This is a genomic window from Pseudomonas sp. Eth.TT006 (assembly GCF_054456575.1).
Genome location: NZ_JBTJEN010000013.1, coordinates 38,023 through 54,016 on the forward strand (window position 1 = coordinate 38,023; position 15,994 = coordinate 54,016).

General features: G+C 62.6%; 16 protein-coding genes. 3 read left to right on the forward strand and 13 right to left on the reverse strand.

Features of this window, described 5'->3' with window-relative positions:
- The first annotated feature begins 123 nt into the window (after positions 1-123).
- Entirely contained in the window at positions 124-1,137 is a 1,014-nt protein-coding gene (locus ACXR0M_RS20145; protein ID WP_458833523.1) for an AI-2E family transporter, read from the forward strand.
- A 112-nt stretch (positions 1,138-1,249) separates the two neighbouring features.
- Here the strand turns inward: ACXR0M_RS20145 and ACXR0M_RS20150 are convergent, their stop codons facing one another.
- Positions 1,250-2,518, reverse strand: a complete 1,269-nt coding sequence (locus ACXR0M_RS20150; RefSeq protein WP_458833524.1) for an Hsp70 family protein — start codon at positions 2,516-2,518, stop codon at positions 1,250-1,252.
- A 290-nt stretch (positions 2,519-2,808) separates the two neighbouring features.
- Between ACXR0M_RS20150 and ACXR0M_RS20155 the strand changes: the two genes are divergently transcribed.
- Positions 2,809-3,759 (forward strand): DnaJ C-terminal domain-containing protein, encoded by a 951-nt coding sequence (locus ACXR0M_RS20155; protein ID WP_458833525.1) that lies wholly within the window; start codon positions 2,809-2,811, stop codon positions 3,757-3,759.
- A 23-nt stretch (positions 3,760-3,782) separates the two neighbouring features.
- Positions 3,783-4,088, forward strand: coding sequence for a chaperone modulator CbpM (locus ACXR0M_RS20160; protein WP_458833526.1), 306 nt, complete (start codon positions 3,783-3,785; stop codon positions 4,086-4,088).
- Between the two features lie 115 nt (positions 4,089-4,203).
- Here the strand turns inward: ACXR0M_RS20160 and ACXR0M_RS20165 are convergent, their stop codons facing one another.
- The 12 genes from ACXR0M_RS20165 to urtA all read right to left on the reverse strand — a co-directional run bounded on the left by ACXR0M_RS20165 (position 4,204) and on the right by urtA (position 15,788).
- Entirely contained in the window at positions 4,204-5,340 is a 1,137-nt protein-coding gene (locus ACXR0M_RS20165; RefSeq protein WP_458833527.1) for a sensor histidine kinase, read from the reverse strand.
- 157 nt (positions 5,341-5,497) lie between these two features.
- Positions 5,498-7,198, reverse strand: coding sequence for an urease subunit alpha (gene ureC / locus ACXR0M_RS20170; protein ID WP_458833528.1), 1,701 nt, complete (start codon positions 7,196-7,198; stop codon positions 5,498-5,500).
- 161 nt (positions 7,199-7,359) lie between these two features.
- Positions 7,360-7,668, reverse strand: coding sequence for an urease subunit beta (locus ACXR0M_RS20175; RefSeq protein WP_458833529.1), 309 nt, complete (start codon positions 7,666-7,668; stop codon positions 7,360-7,362).
- Positions 7,665-8,201, reverse strand: coding sequence for a GNAT family N-acetyltransferase (locus ACXR0M_RS20180; RefSeq protein ID WP_458833530.1), 537 nt, complete (start codon positions 8,199-8,201; stop codon positions 7,665-7,667). Before ACXR0M_RS20180 ends, ACXR0M_RS20175 begins: the two co-directional genes overlap by 4 nt.
- Positions 8,202-8,207: 6 nt before the next feature.
- The gene (locus ACXR0M_RS20185) at positions 8,208-8,741 is read right to left on the reverse strand and encodes an N-acetyltransferase family protein (RefSeq protein WP_458833531.1); all 534 of its coding nucleotides are present in this window, start codon (positions 8,739-8,741) and stop codon (positions 8,208-8,210) included.
- 9 nt (positions 8,742-8,750) lie between these two features.
- Positions 8,751-9,053, reverse strand: a complete 303-nt coding sequence (ureA, locus tag ACXR0M_RS20190) for an urease subunit gamma (protein WP_458833532.1) — start codon at positions 9,051-9,053, stop codon at positions 8,751-8,753.
- Between the two features lie 154 nt (positions 9,054-9,207).
- A complete protein-coding gene (locus ACXR0M_RS20195; RefSeq protein WP_458833533.1) occupies positions 9,208-10,047 on the reverse strand; it encodes an urease accessory protein UreD in 840 nt (279 codons plus the stop codon).
- 30 nt (positions 10,048-10,077) lie between these two features.
- A complete protein-coding gene (gene urtE / locus ACXR0M_RS20200) occupies positions 10,078-10,776 on the reverse strand; it encodes an urea ABC transporter ATP-binding subunit UrtE (RefSeq protein WP_458833534.1) in 699 nt (232 codons plus the stop codon).
- Between the two features lie 134 nt (positions 10,777-10,910).
- On the reverse strand, positions 10,911-11,780 hold the full coding sequence (gene urtD / locus ACXR0M_RS20205; protein WP_458833535.1) for an urea ABC transporter ATP-binding protein UrtD: 870 nt from the start codon (positions 11,778-11,780) through the stop codon (positions 10,911-10,913).
- Positions 11,777-12,856: an urea ABC transporter permease subunit UrtC gene (gene urtC / locus ACXR0M_RS20210; RefSeq protein ID WP_458833536.1), complete on the reverse strand. Its 1,080-nt coding sequence runs from the start codon at positions 12,854-12,856 to the stop codon at positions 11,777-11,779. The genes urtD and urtC overlap by 4 nt, the downstream gene beginning before the upstream one ends.
- Positions 12,856-14,358 carry an urea ABC transporter permease subunit UrtB gene (urtB, locus tag ACXR0M_RS20215; protein WP_458833537.1) on the reverse strand — a complete coding sequence of 501 codons (1,503 nt, stop codon included), beginning with the start codon at positions 14,356-14,358 and terminating at the stop codon, positions 12,856-12,858. Before urtB ends, urtC begins: the two co-directional genes overlap by 1 nt.
- Before the next feature lie 164 nt (positions 14,359-14,522).
- The gene (gene urtA, locus ACXR0M_RS20220; protein WP_458833538.1) at positions 14,523-15,788 is read right to left on the reverse strand and encodes an urea ABC transporter substrate-binding protein; all 1,266 of its coding nucleotides are present in this window, start codon (positions 15,786-15,788) and stop codon (positions 14,523-14,525) included.
- Between the last annotated feature and the right edge of the window lie 206 nt (positions 15,789-15,994).

A 15,994-nucleotide genomic window follows, 5' to 3' on the forward strand; every position in this document is an offset into this window, starting at 1 on the left:
GCGGGCTTGCTCGCGAAGAGGGCGGTCATGTCAGCGACAATCTCGCGCCCTGCATATATCTAGTGCTCTCCCCGGATCGCTGGCAGACTGCCAATCCTTTTACGCCGTTCGTTTTGAGGCTGTATGCCAACGTTTTCTGAGCGTCATGTTGTGTTCTGGGTCAGTTGCATCATCATTTGTGGCGGTCTGCTGCTGGCATTGCCGCTGCGCCTGTTGCCGAGCCTGCTGGCCGGTCTGCTGGTGTTCGAGCTGGTCAACATGCTCACCCCGCAGCTGCAGCGGTTGATCGAAGGCCGGCGCGCGCGCTGGCTGGCGGTGGCGCTGCTGGGCACGCTGGTGGTCAGTGTGCTGGCGCTGATTTTTGCCGGCGCCATCAGTTTCCTTCTGCACGAAGCGGAAAACCCCGGCGCCTCGCTCGACAAGTTCATGGGCGTGGTCGACCGCGCGCGCGGGCAACTGCCGCCGTTTCTCGATGCCTATCTGCCGGCCAGTGCCGCCGAGTTCCGCGTGGCGATTGGCGAGTGGGGCAGCAAGCACTTGTCCGAGCTGCAACTGGTGGGCAAGGACGCGGCGCACATGTTCGTCACCTTGCTGATCGGCATGGTGCTGGGCGCGATCATCGCCCTGCAACGGATTCCCGACCTGACCAAGCGCAAGCCGCTGGCCGCGGCCCTGTTCGACCGTCTGCACCTGCTGGTGCAAGCGTTTCGCAACATCGTCTTCGCGCAGATCAAGATCTCGCTGCTCAACACCTTCTTCACCGCGATCTTCCTCGCGGTGATCTTGCCGCTGTTCGGCATCAAGCTGCCGCTGACCAAAACCCTGATCGTCCTGACCTTCCTGCTCGGCCTGTTGCCGGTGATCGGCAACCTGATGTCGAACACCCTGATCACCATCGTCGGTCTGTCGCTGTCGATTTGGGTAGCGGTGGCGGCGCTGGGTTATCTGATTTTTATCCACAAGCTCGAATACTTCCTCAACGCGCGCATCGTCGGCGGGCAGATCAGTGCCAAGTCGTGGGAGTTGCTGCTGGCGATGCTGGTGTTCGAAGCCGCGTTCGGCCTGCCGGGGGTGGTGGCGGGGCCGATTTATTATGCGTATCTGAAGAGTGAGTTGAAGCTCGGAGGAATGGTTTAACAGCAGCTTCGAGTTGCAAGCTGCAAGCTACAAGTAAAAGCAGAAGCAAGGCCGCGGCGGCTCTTGCTTTTGCTCTTACTTGCCGCTTGCAGCTTAAAGCTTGCAGCTGCCGTTACACGCCATAACGCTTCATCGCCTCAATCGCCAACCCGCTGCCAATACTGCCAAAGATATTCCCTTCAACATGGCGCGCATTCGGCAGCATCGCCGAAACGCTGTTGCGCAGTGCCGGGATGCCGCTGGAGCCGCCGGTGAAGAACACCGTATCGACCTGACCCACCGCGACGTTGGCATCGCTCAACAGCTGGGTGACGCTGCCGCGCACGCGCTCGAGCAGGGCGTCGATGGAGGCTTCGAACAGGGCGCGGGTCAGTTCCACGCTCAGGCCCGGTTCGATCCGGTCCAGCGGCACGAGGCGGCTGTCGGTGTGGGTCAGCTGGATCTTGGTTTCTTCCACTTCCATCGCCAGCCAGTGGCCGGCGCGCTGTTCGATCAGCTTGAACAGCCGGTCGATGCCGCCGGTGTCCTCGATGTCGTAGCGCATGCTGCCCAGCGCCAGCGTCGACTTCTGCGAATACACCGAGTTGATGGTGTGCCAGGTCGCCAGGTTCATGTGGTGACTGGTCGGCATGTAGGCGCCGCTCTTCATGCGGCTGCCGTAGCCGAACAACGGCATCAGGCCTTGCAGGCTCAGCTGTTTGTCGAAGTCGGTACCGCCGATGTGCACGCCGCCGGTGGCGAGGATGTCGTCGTGCCGTTGGTCCATGCCGCGACGCTCCGGCGACAGGCGTACCAGCGAGAAGTCCGAGGTACCACCGCCGATGTCGACGATCAGCACCAGCTCTTCTTTTTCGATGGTCGACTCGTAGTCGAACGCGGCGGCAATCGGTTCGAACTGGAACGACACGTCCTTGAAGCCGAGCTTGCGCGCCACTTCCACCAGGGTGTCTTCGGCTTCCTGGTCGGCCAGCGGATCGTCATCGACGAAAAACACCGGACGGCCGAGGACAACCTGCTCGAACTCGCGACCGGCGGCGGTTTCGGCGCGGCTCTTCAATTGGCCGATGAACAGCCCGAGCAGGTCCTTGAACGGCATCGCGGTGCCGAGGACGCTGGTGTCGTGCTTGATCAATTTGGAACCCAGCAGGCTCTTGAGCGAGCGCATCAGCCGGCCTTCGTAGCCTTCCAGGTACTCGTGCAGGGCCAGACGCCCGTATACCGGGCGGCGCTCCTCGATGTTGAAGAACACCACTGACGGCAGAGTGATCTTGTCGTCTTCCAGCGCAATCATCGTTTCCATGCCGGGGCGCAGCCAGCCGACGGTGGAGTTGGAGGTGCCGAAGTCGATACCACAGGCACGGGCTGGAGAGGCGTTGTTCATGTCTTTCGGGTTCCGGTCAAAAAACGGCCGCGCAGTGTATGTCAGTGCGCGGCAGATTCGAAGGCCGGTCATCCGCTATTTCGTGCCTGATTGTCTTGAAAGTCGCCGCATCGCCCCAAACTTGCTGGCATGGGCCGGCAGACATACCGGCGGTCGCAAGAACCGTCGTCCACTGCCGATAAACTTCTGCTGCGCCACCCGGTCACAACTTTGAGATCGGTCAACCTGGCAGGCGCGAATAAGCGCATGCTGGTCTCGGCGCGAAATCGATAACGGATGGTGATCCTTCGATGGACTTCAAAGACTATTACAAGATACTCGGCGTGGAGCCGACAGCAGACGACAAGGCGATCAAGGCGGCCTATCGCAAGCTGGCGCGCAAATACCACCCCGATGTCAGCAAGGAAAAAGACGCCGAGGCCAAGTTCAAGGACGCCTCGGAAGCCTATGAAGCGCTGAAAAGCGCCGACAAACGCGCCGAATACGACGACCTGCGCCGCTACGGCCAGCACGGTCAGCCGTTCCAGGGCCCACCGGGCTGGCAGAGCCGTGGCGGCTTCGGCGGGGGCGGTGCCGACACCGGCGACTTCTCGGACTTCTTCAGTTCGATCTTTGGCAATCGCGGCCCCGGTTTCGGTGGCGGCGAAGGCCGGCAATCACGCAGTGCAGGGCGCCGGGGACAAGACGTGGAAATGGAACTGCCGGTTTTCCTTGAGGAAACCCTGTCGAACGAGTCGAAGAAAGTCAGCTTCCAGGTGCCGCAATACAACGCCAACGGCCAGCACGTCAGCAATACCAGCAAGAGCCTGAACGTGAAGATCCCGGCCGGCGTGACCGACGGCGAGCGCATCCGCCTCAAGGGCCAGGGCGCACCGGGTATCGGTGGCGGGGCCAATGGCGACCTGTACCTGACCATTCGCTTCGCGCCGCATCCGAAATTCGATGTCGAAGGCGAAAACCTGATCATCACCCTGCCGCTGGCACCGTGGGAGCTGGCGCTGGGCACCGAAGTGGCCGTGCCGACCCTTACCGGCAAGATCAACCTCAAGGTCCCGGCCGGCAGCCAGAACGGCCAGCGCATGCGCGCCAAGGGCCATGGTCTGAAAAACAAGGCCGGTGAACGCGGTTACCTGTTCGTGCAGCTCAAGGCCGTGATGCCGAAAGCCTCGGACGACGAGGTCAAGGCGCTGTGGCAGGAACTGGCGAAGAAAGCCGCCTTCAATCCGCGAGAGAACTTCTGAACCCGACGACGGAGTAGCCCATCATGAGCAACCCCCTGATCGTTCAACTGGACATGGCAGAATTCTGTGAGGCGGCCGACCTGTCGGACGTCTACGTGATCGAAATCGTCGAACACGGCATTCTCGAACCTCAGGGCACGCAGCCCCGGGAATGGCGCTTCACCGACTACGAGCTGAGCCTGGCCAAGCGCGCCGCGAAATTGCGGCGCGAGCTGGAGCTGGAGTGGGAAGGGGTTGCGCTGGCGCTGAATCTGCTGGAGGAAGTGCAGCAATTGCGGGCGGAAAACCGCATGCTGCGCCAGCGATTGGGGCGGTTGGTGGTCGAGTAGTCTGGCTGATGTTATTTGGTTGTTCGATCGGGCCTCTTCGCGAGCAAGCCCGCTCCCACAGGTTGACCGCGGTCTCCTGTGGGAGCGGGCTTGCTCGCGAAGAACGATAACGCAGTCATTTTGACTGGCTCCTCTTGGGCAACACCACGCTGAACTGCGTGCCGTCAGTCTCGCTCGAGCTGACCTCAATCGTGCCGCCATGCGCGGTCACCACTTCCTTGACGATAAACAGGCCGAGCCCGAGGCTGGTGGACGGCTGTCCGAGTTCTTCGTCGGCGCTGCGTACCAGCGGATCGAAAAGGGTGGCGAGCGCCTCTTCGGGGATCGGCGTGCCGAAGTTATGCACCGTCAGATAAACGCTGTCGCCGTCGCCACTGAGGTTGACGTTGACCTCGCGCTGGTTCGAACCGTGCTGCAAGGCGTTGCCGATCAGGTTTTGCAGCAGTTGATCGATCCTTCCGGCATCCCAGGTTCCGCGGGTATCCCCGCTGACCGTGAAATTCGGCGCGTATTGCGGATTACCGGCGCTGGCCTCGGCGAGCGCTGCCCGCGTCGCGCTGGCCAGGTCCATCGGCCCCGGCTCGATCGGCAGACTGCGGCCCAGACGGCTGCGCACCAGTTCCAGCAGGTCGCTGACCATCGACGCCATGTGCCGCGCGCCCAGCTTGATGTGCTGGACGCAGGCCAGCGCATCGGCCTCGAGGCTGAATTTGCGCAGCAGCAGTTCGGTGGACATGCTCACCGCCTGCAGCGGGGCGCGCAGGTCGTGGCCGAGGATGGCGAGGAAAATGTCCCGCGAGCGATTGACCTGTTCGGCGTAAGCGGCGGTCGATTCGGCCAGCGCTTCGTCGATGGCTTCGTTGAAGCGGATCATGTCGTGAAAGCAGGCGAGGTCCGGGACAGTGAGGCTGTCGCTCCAACGGCGGATCACGCAGGCGCGCAGATGGCGGAACTCGCTGGTCATCTGCACCAGATCGAAACCCACGGTGTGGCGCAGTTCGCCATGACTGGCGCCGGCCTCATCCAGGCTCGGGGTCTTTTCCGGACCTTCGCCCTTGGCTTTGGCAACCTGTTCGGCAGGGCTCTGCGGCTTGTCCATGTCACGGGCGGCGGCCCGCAGGATAGCCGCGGCGTGATCGCGCAGGGCCACGGAATCCAGATGGTCGGCGGCCGGGGTGATGGTCGCGGCGAACTGTTCCCACTCATCGACGATTGGCTCGACATTGGCCAGGATGAACTCGGATAGACGCATGGGCAGTTCCTGAAAAGGGGTAAAGCGAACCGAATAGTAGTCCCTTTGGCGAGAAATACACGAAGGTTTACGCAGCGGTTTTCCGGCGTCATGAAAAAGGCCCCGAGACGGTGCGCAAGGCACGGTCGCGGGGCCTGTTTATCGAGTGTCGGCGGCGTCAGAACAGGAAGTAGCGCTGGGCCATCGGCAGGCTTTCCGCCGGCTCACACCACAACAGCACGCCGTCGGCCTTGACCTGATAGGTCTGCGGGTCGACATCGATGTTCGGCAGGTAGTCGTTGTGGATCAAGTCGGTCTTCTGCACCTCGCGGCAGCCTTTGACCACGCCGATTTTCTTTTTCAGCCCCAGTGCTTCAGGCAGCCCGGCCTCCAGCGCCGCCTGACTGATGAAGGTCAGGCTGGTGGCGTGCAGCGAGCCGCCGTAGCTGGCGAACATCGGCCGGTAGTGCACCGGTTGCGGGGTCGGAATCGACGCGTTGGCATCGCCCATCAGGCTGGCGGCAATCGCGCCGCCCTTGAGGATCAGCGTCGGTTTCACGCCGAAAAACGCCGGACGCCAGAGCACCAGATCGGCCCATTTGCCCACTTCCACCGAGCCCACTTCATGGCTGATGCCGTGGGTGATCGCCGGGTTGATCGTGTATTTGGCGATATAGCGTTTGGCGCGAAAGTTGTCGTTGCCTGCGCCGTCCTGCGGCAGCGGGCCGCGCTGTTTTTTCATCTTGTCGGCGGTCTGCCAGGTACGCGTGATGACTTCGCCGACGCGGCCCATGGCCTGGCTGTCGGAGCTGATCATCGAGAACGCGCCGAGGTCGTGGAGGATGTCTTCGGCGGCAATCGTCTCGCGGCGGATGCGGCTTTCGGCGAACGCCACGTCTTCGGCGATGCTCGGGTCGAGGTGGTGGCAGACCATCAGCATGTCGAGGTGTTCGTCGATGGTGTTGCGGGTGAACGGCCGGGTCGGGTTGGTCGAACTCGGCAGCACGTTGGGGAAGCCGCAGGCCTTGATGATGTCCGGCGCATGGCCGCCACCGGCACCCTCGGTGTGGTAGGTGTGGATGGTGCGGCCCTTGAACGCGCCGAGGGTGGTTTCGACGAAACCGGATTCGTTCAGGGTGTCGGTGTGGATCGCCACCTGCACGTCGTACTGGTCGGCGACGCTCAGGCAGTTGTCGATGCTCGCCGGGGTGGTGCCCCAGTCCTCGTGCAGCTTGAGGCCGATGGCGCCGGCCTTGACCTGCTCGATCAGCGGCTCCGGCAGGCTGGCGTTGCCCTTGCCGGTGAGGCCGATGTTCATCGGAAACGCATCGGCGGCCTGGAGCATGCGCGCCAGGTGCCACGGCCCGGAGGTGCAGGTGGTGGCGTTGGTGCCAGTGGCAGGTCCGGTGCCGCCGCCGATCATGGTGGTGACGCCGCTCATCAACGCTTCTTCGATCTGCTGCGGGCAGATGAAGTGGATGTGCGTGTCGATGCCGCCGGCAGTAAGGATCATGCCTTCGCCGGCGATCACTTCGGTGCTGGCGCCGATGGCGATGGTCACGTTCGGTTGTACGTCCGGGTTGCCGGCCTTGCCGATTGCGGCGATGCGCCCGTCCTTGAGGCCGACGTCGGCCTTGACGATGCCCCAGTGGTCGATGATCAGTGCGTTGGTGATCAGCGTGTCGACCACTTCAGCGGCGAGCAACTGGCTCTGGCCCTGGCCGTCACGGATCACTTTGCCGCCGCCGAACTTCACTTCTTCACCGTAGGTGGTGAAGTCCTGCTCGACTTCGATCCACAACTCGGTGTCCGCCAGGCGCACCTTGTCGCCGACGGTGGGGCCGAACATGTCGGCGTAGGCTTGACGGGAAATCTTCATCTCAATTCCTTGCAAATTATTGTGGCGAGGGGATTTATCCCCGATCGGGTGCGTAGCACCCGCCATTCAGCAAAAGTGAGTTTTCTGATGGAACCGGTGGCGTTTGGCGACCGCTGCGCGGTCGATCGGGGATAAATCCCCTCACCACAGGAAAATGCTCGTCAATCGAGATCGCCCATCACCCGCCCGGCAAACCCGAACACCCGCCGAAGCCCGGCGTATTCCACCAGTTCCACCTCGCGGCTCTGCCCCGGCTCGAAGCGCACCGCGGTGCCGGCCGGGATGTTCAGGCGCATGCCGCGGCTGGCGGCGCGGTCGAAGGTCAGCGCGTCATTGGTTTCGAAAAAATGATAGTGCGAGCCGACCTGGATCGGCCGGTCGCCGCTGTTGGCGACTTTCAGGCTGAGGGTGCGGCGGCCGACATTCAGTTCGATGTCGCCGGGCTGGATCTGGTACTCGCCAGGAATCATCGCTGGGCTCCTTGCAGAATCTTGAAGTAGAGGGCGGTCGGTCGATAAGTACCGTGCGGGTCGCAGGCGTAATCGGGGATTTCGCCGGCGCGGGTGTAACCGAGGGCCTGGTAGAAATCCTCGGCCGGGGAGCCGGCTTCGGTGTCGAGGTAGAGCATGCCGCGCTTGAGCTGGCGCGCTTCGAGTTCCAGCGCCGTCATCAATTGCTGACCGAGGCCGCGGCGTCGCGCGTGTTCGCGCACCAGCAGTTTTTGCACTTCGGCGCGATTGAGACCATTGGCCTTCTGGCACAGGCTCAACTGCACGCTGGCCTGCACTTGTTCGTCCTTGACCACCACCCAGAGCAACACGCTGCCCTTGTTCAGCTGTTGCTGCACCTCATCGAAATAGGCGCGGGCCTGCGTGGCATCGAGGTCGGCCATGAAGCCGACGCTGGCGCCGTAACCCACGGCGTCGAGCAGCAGATCAATCAGGCCCTGACGATAGTGCGCAAAACTTTCCGCATTGACGCGTCGCAGTTGGGCGGGGTTCATCGCGTGTCACTCCTGGTGGGCGTCGGGCGGTAGCGCGCCGGGGTTGAGGATCAGTTGCATGAACGTCAGGTCGAGCCAGCGGCCGAACTTGGTGCCGACCTGCGGCATTTGCCCGGTGATGCTGAAACCGGCGCGCTGGTGCAGACGAATGGACGCGGCGTTGCCACTCTCGATGGCGGCGACCATCACATGCTTGCCGCAGGCTTTCGCCCGCTCGATCAGCGCGCTCATCAATTGCGGGCCGAGGCCATTGCCGCGTTGGTCGTTGCGCACGTAGACCGAGTGCTCGACGGTGTGGCGAAAGCCGTCGAACGGCCGCCAGTCACCGAACGAAGCGTAGCCGAGCACGCTGTTGTCGGCGTCGGCGATCACCAGAATCGGGTAGGCCTGGGCCTGGCGCGCACTGAACCACGCTTGGCGGTTGCCAAGGTCGACTGCCGACTCGTTCCAGATCGCCGTGGTGTTGAGCACTGCGTCGTTGTAGATGTCACGGATCGCCGGCAGGTCGGCGTGCAGCGCATCGCGAATGCTGTAAGTCATGGCGCGGCCTCAGACGATCGGCTGGTGGACGGTGACCAGTTTGGTGCCGTCGGGGAACGTCGCTTCGACCTGGATCTCCGGGATCATTTCCGGGATGCCTTCCATCACTTGCTGGCGGCTCAGCAGGGTGGTGCCGAAGTGCATCAGCTCGGCCACGGTCTGGCCATCGCGGGCACCTTCCAGCAGCGCGGCGGAGATGTAGGCCATGGCTTCCGGGTAGTTGAGTTTCACACCGCGCGCCAGGCGCCGCTCGGCAACGAGGCCGGCGGTGAAGATCAGCAGCTTGTCTTTTTCGCGTAGGGTCAGGTCCATCGTTTGAAATCCATAATCGGCAGTTGGAAATTATTGGTTCGTACGCTCACTGTAGGAGCTGCCGAAGGCTGCGATCTTTTGACTTTGATTTTTTAAAGACAAGATCAAAAGATCGCAGCCTGCGGCAGCTCCTACAGGGAAAGGGGAATGCATTTCAGGTGTTCCAGATGCGTGGGGGCTGGGCCTCGCGGCCGAGCAAAGCCGGGCGCAGCAGGCGCCACAGGTCGATCAGCCAGGCGCGGGCCAGCAGCGCCTCGCTTGCCAGGCAACGGGCAACCAGCAACCCCGGCAACTGGGTCAGATCGCCACGCACGTCGTGGCCCAAGGTGCGACAGCGCTCCAGCAGGTCGGCATCGATTTCACCGGTGACCAGTAACGTCGCAAACACCGGGTTGCCATCCAGGCCGATCGGCGAATCGAGCAAGCCGTCATTGCCGCCGATGCGCTGGCGCTCATGCCAGAGCAAGCGCCCGTCGCGGCGAATATCCAGATGCGCCTGGAAATGCCCGTGGTCGAAACGCTCGCCACTGGCCGGGCGCCCCAGCGCCACCACGTCCCAGTACAACAGCCGCGCATCGCCCTCAAGCTCGATCGATGTGCTGAGTTCGGCCTGGGCGGCGCTGTAGACGATGGTTTCCTGCGGCAGCCATTCCAGCGTCGCGCCGGCCGCGACTTTCAAATCCAGGTGCTGATAGGCCGGCCCTGCTGCGCGATACCACTTGGCGGCGCCGGGGCTGGTGATCTGCGCCCAGGCCTGCGCTTCGACGCGGGCGCTGATGTTCAACCGGTCACCGCCGGCGATCCCGCCCGGTGGGTGGACGATGATGTGCTGGCAGACCTCGGGACCTTCGGCGTACAGGTGCTTCTGCACCCGCAGCGGGCCGAGATGACGCCGCCGAACCGGGCGCGTGCAGTCGCCGAAGCGGGCGTAGGCCAGCTCCAGCTCGGCGTGCCAGCTCGGGGTAAACAGGGCAGTGGGAAGCGCTAGATTCATGGTTTGTCGTTATCGTTAGGAAGCTACAGATTAAATCGTTACCAGACCACGTACACCCTCGGCCTCCATATTTTCACCGCGACCCTGCTGCACGATTTCGCCCCGGGACATCACCAGGTACTGATCGGCCAGCTCCGCTGCGAAATCGTAGAACTGCTCCACCAGCAAAATAGCCATGTCGCCACGGGCCGCGAGGGTCTTGATCACTGCGCCGATCTCCTTGATCACCGACGGCTGAATGCCTTCGGTGGGTTCGTCGAGGATCAGCAAGCGCGGACGGCTGGCCAGGGCGCGACCGATCGCCAGTTGCTGTTGCTGACCGCCGGAGAGATCGCCACCGCGGCGCTGCTTCATTTGTAGCAGCACCGGGAACAGTTCGTAGATGAAACCTGGGACTTCTTTCGCTTCGCTGCCGGGAAAGCGCGACAGACCCATCAGCAGATTCTCTTCCACGGTCAGCCGGCCGAAGATTTCCCGGCCCTGCGGCACATAAGCAATGCCGGCATGGACGCGCTGGTGCGGCTTGAGCGTGGTGATCGCCTGGCCTTCCCAGTTCACCGCGCCTTCCTTGGCCGGCAACAAGCCCATCAGGCATTTGAGCAGGGTGGTCTTGCCCACGCCGTTGCGCCCGAGCAGGCAGGTGACTTCGCCGACCTTCACGTCAAAGCTCAGCCCCCGCAGGATGTGGCTTCCGCCGTAGTACTGGTGCAGCTTGTCGACTTGCAGCATGTTCAGAATCTCCTCAAATCCACCTGTGGGAGCGGGCTTGCTCGCGAATGCGGTGGATCAGTCGCCATCAACTTTGAATGACACGCCGCATTCGCGAGCAAGCCCGCTCCCACATTGGAAAGGTGTTTGCAGCTTCAGCGGCCGAGGTAGACCTCAATGACCCGCTCGTTTTCCTGCACCTGTTCCAGCGAGCCTTCAGCCAGAACACTGCCCTGGTGCAACACCGTCACGTGGTCGGCAATCGAGCCGACAAAACCCATGTCGTGCTCCACCACCATCAGCGAATGCTTGCCGGCCAGCGACTTGAACAGCTCGGCGGTGAAGTCGGTTTCGGCGTCGGTCATGCCTGCCACCGGCTCATCGAGCAGCAACAGTTGCGGGTCTTGCATCAGCAACATGCCGATCTCCAGGAACTGCTTCTGGCCGTGGGACAGCAAGCCTGCCGGGCGATTGACCGATGAGGTCAGGCGAATGGTTTCCAGCACCTCACTGATCCGGTCGCGCTGCTCGCCGCTCAGCCGCGCGCGCAGGCTGGCCCACACCGACTTGTCGGTTTTCTGTGCCAGCTCCAGGTTTTCGAACACGCTGAGCGCTTCGAACACCGTCGGCTTCTGGAACTTGCGGCCGATCCCGGCCTGGGCGATCTGCACTTCGCTCATTTGCGTCAGATCCAGGGTTTCGCCGAACCAGGCCTTGCCGTGGCTGGGGCGGGTCTTGCCGGTGATCACGTCCATCAGCGTGGTCTTGCCCGCGCCATTCGGGCCGATGATGCAGCGCAACTCGCCGACGCCGATGTACAGGTTCAGATCGTTGAGGGCGCGGAAGCCGTCGAAGCTGACGCTGATGTCTTCCAGCGTGAGGATCGTGCCGTGGCGGGTGTCGAGGCCCGGACCGACCCGTTGGCCGAGGCCGATCGAGTCGCGGCTGGTGCCTTCGTCCTTGTTCGGTTCGACCGGAAAGAACGCCGGCTCCAGCATGAATTCAGCCGTTGCTGTGACTCTCATTGCTCACCTCGTTTCTTCAGCAGACCGATCACACCTTTGGGCAGGTACAGCGTCACGACGATGAACAGCGCGCCGAGGAAGAACAGCCAGTATTCGGGGAAGGCCACGGTGAACCAGCTCTTCATGCCGTTGACCACGCCGGCGCCGAGCAGCGGGCCGATCAGTGTTCCGCGTCCGCCGAGGGCGACCCATACCGCTGCTTCGATGGAGTTGGTCGGCGACATTTCGCTGGGGTTGATGATGCCTACTTGCGGCACATACAAGGCTCCCGCCAGACCGCACAGCACCGCGCTCAACACCCAGACAAACAGCTTGAAACCACGCGGGTCGTAACCGCAGAACATCAGGCGGTTTTCCGCATCGCGCAGTGCGGTCAGCACCCGGCCGAACTTGCTCTGCGCCAGACGCCAGCCGATGAACAGGCTGGCGACCAGCAGCAACACCGTGGCCAGAAACAGCACGGCGCGGGTGCCCGGCTCGGTAATGCCGAAGCCGAGAATCGTGCGGAAATTGGTGAAGCCGTTGTTGCCGCCGAAGCCGGTCTCGTTGCGGAAAAACAGGAGCATGCCGGCGAAGGTCAGGGCCTGAGTCATGATCGAGAAGTACACGCCCTTGATCCGCGAACGGAAGGCGAAGAAGCCGAACACCAGCGCCAGCAGACCCGGCGCCAGCACTACCAGGCACATTGACCAGATAAAACTGCTGGTGCCGCGCCAGTACCACGGCAATTCGCTCCACGACAGAAAGGTCATGAACGCCGGCAGGCCATCACCGGCGGCCTGGCGCATCAGGTACATGCCCATCGCATAACCGCCGAGGGTGAAGAACAACCCGTGGCCCAGCGACAGCAGCCCGGCGTAACCCCAGACCAGGTCCAGCGCCAGCGCGACGATCGCATAACAGAGGATTTTGCCGACCAGCGTCAGGGTGTACGCCGAGACGTGCAGCGCGTTGTCGGGCGCCAGCAGCGAGAGCAGCGGCAGGGCGATCAGCAAGGCGAGGATCACCGCGCCGACGGCCAGCGTGAGTTTCGGTCCGGCCTTTTGTGTGGCGGTGACAAGTAGAGGCTGGTTCATCAGTCGATCACCCGTCCTTTCAGTGCGAAGAGGCCTTGCGGACGTTTCTGGATGAACAGAATGATCAACGCGAGGATCAGGATCTTGCCCAGCACCGCACCGATCTGCGGTTCGAGAATCTTGTTGGCGATGCCCAGGCCGAACGCCGCGAGCACGCTGCCGGCGAGTTGCCCGACACCGCCGAGCACCACCACCAGGAACGAATCGATGATGTAGCTCTGGCCGAGGTCTGGGCCGACGTTGCCGATCTGACTCAGCGCCACGCCACCGAGGCCGGCGATGCCCGAGCCGAGGCCGAAGGCGAGCATGTCGACGCGCCCGGTGGGCACGCCACAGCAGGCGGCCATGTTGCGGTTCTGCGTGACCGCGCGCACGTTGAGGCCCAGACGGGTTTTGTTCAGCAGCAGCCAGGTCAGTACCACCACGAACAAGGCGAAGGCGATGATCACGATGCGGTTGTACGGCAGCACCAGATTCGGCAGCACTTGAATGCCGCCGGACAGCCACGCCGGGTTCGCCACTTCAACGTTCTGTGCGCCGAACAGCAGACGCACCAACTGGATCAGCATCAGGCTGATGCCCCAGGTGGCGAGCAGGGTTTCCAGTGGCCGGCCGTAGAGGTGGCGAATCACCGTGCGCTCCAGCGCCATGCCGATCGCCGCCGTGACAAAAAACGCCACCGGCAGCGCGATCAGCGGGTAGAACTCGATGGCTTGCGGGGCGTAGCGCTGGAACATCAACTGCACCACGTAGGTCGAGTAGGCGCCGAGCATCAGCATCTCGCCATGGGCCATGTTGATCACCCCGAGCAGGCCGAAGGTGATCGCCAGACCGAGTGCCGCGAGCAGCAGAATCGAGCCGAGGGACATGCCGCTGAACGCCTGACCGAGCACTTCGCCGATCAGCAGTTTGCGTTTGACCTGGGCGAGGCTGGTTTCGGCGGCAGTGCGCACACCGGCATCGGTTTCGACGCCGGGTTCGAGCAAGCCTTCGAGGCGGGTGCGCGCCAGTGGATCGCCGGTTTCACCGAGCAGGCGCACCGCAGCCAGACGCACCGCCGGGTCGGCATCCACCAGTTGCAGATTGGCCAGGGCCAGGCTCAGAGCGGCGTGGACGCTTGGGTCTTGTTCACCAGCCAGTTGCTGGTCGAGGAATTTCAGCTGCGCGGGTTTCGCGCTTTTCTGCAATTGCTGCGCGGCAGTCAGACGGATTTTGGCGTCGGCGGCGAGCAATTGGTGGCTGGCCAGTGCGGTGTCGATCAGACCCCGCAGGCGGTTGTTCAGGCGCAGGGGTTTCGGCTGGCCGTCGATGCTCAGTTCGCCTTGTTGCAGGGCGTTGAGCAATTCGACACGCGCCGGATCGGGCTGCGCGGCCCAGGCTTCCAGCAGTCTGGCTTGCTGCATGGGGTTGGCGGCGACAAAGTCTTCGGCGTCGCTGGCGAAGGCAGTCATCGGCAACAGCAGAGCGATGACGAGAATGAAGCGGTAAAAGGCAGTCGGCATAAAGAGTCGCCTTGCGCGGACTAATGGTGGGAGCGGGCTTGCTCGCGAAAGCAATGTGTCAGTCGACTGGCATGTTGAATGTGAGTCCGCTTTCGCGAGCAAGCCCGCTCCCACAGGGGGATTGTGTCGGCCTCACGCCAAGCGCAAGACTGACATCCGGTAACTCAGTTGCTCTTCACCGCATAATCCGGCTTCTTGTCGTTGCCCTCGATAAACGGGCTCCATGGCTGGGCGCGGATCGGGCCTTCGGTCTGCCATACCACGTTGAACTGACCGTCGCTCTGGATCTCGCCGATCATCACCGGTTTGTGCAGGTGGTGGTTGGTCTTGTCCATGGTCAGGGTGTAGCCCGACGGCGCGGCGAAGGTCTGTCCGGCCAGTGCTTCGCGGACCTTGTCGACGTCGGTGGATTTGGCTTTTTCAGCGGCCTGCGCCCACATGTGGATGCCGACGTAGGTGGCTTCCATCGGGTCGTTGGTCACGGCTTTGTCGGCGCCCGGCAGGTTGTGTTTCTTCGCGTAGGCTTTCCAGTCAGCGACGAACTTCTTGTTCACCGGGTTCTCGACCGACTCGAAGTAGTTCCACGCCGCGAGGTTGCCCACCAGTGGTTTGGTGTCGATGCCGCGCAGTTCTTCTTCGCCCACCGAGAACGCCACCACCGGAACGTCGGTGGCTTTCAGGCCCTGGTTGGCCAGCTCTTTGTAGAACGGCACGTTGGAGTCGCCATTGACGGTGGAGATGACCGCCGTCTTGCCGCCCGCCGAAAACTTTTTGATGTTGGCGACGATGGTCTGGTAATCGCTGTGACCGAACGGGGTGTAGACCTCTTCGATGTCCTTGTCGGCCACGCCTTTGGAGTGCAGGAACGAGCGCAGGATCTTGTTGGTGGTGCGCGGGTAGACGTAGTCGGTGCCGAGCAGGAAGAAACGCTTGGCGCTGCCGCCTTCTTCGCTCATCAGGTATTCCACCGCCGGGATCGCTTGCTGGTTTGGTGCGGCGCCGGTGTAGAACACGTTCGGCGACATTTCTTCGCCTTCGTATTGCACCGGGTAGAACAGCAGACCATTGAGTTCTTCGAACACCGGCAGCACCGATTTGCGTGAAACCGAAGTCCAGCAGCCGAACACCACCGCCACCTTGTCCTGGGTCAGCAACTGCCGGCCCTTTTCGGCGAACAGCGGCCAGTTCGACGCCGGGTCGACCACGACCGGTTCGAGCATCTTGCCGTTGACGCCGCCCTTGGCGTTGATCTCGTCGATGGTCATCAACGCCATGTCTTTGAGCGACGTTTCGGAGATCGCCATGGTCCCGGACAACGAATGCAGAATCCCGACCTTGATGGTCTCGGCCGCCTGGACAGTCCAGGTCATGCCCATCGCGGCGATGCTTGCCGAGAGAGTGAAAGCCTTGATCAAACTGCGACGCTTCATTGTGCGATCTCCATGAACGTTTAATTTTTCTTGGTTGGCAGATACGGACGACTGAAGGGGCTTTAGCAAGGGCTGTGCCGAACGCGGGCAAGGCTTGGTTCCGCTGCTTTCCCGGGCTGGGTGAGTGGCGGCGCGCACCATCGATGGGCGCTCGGCGACGGAGCGGGCACGGCTGTGCGCTCAAGTGGTGCCTGCACTATCTATCT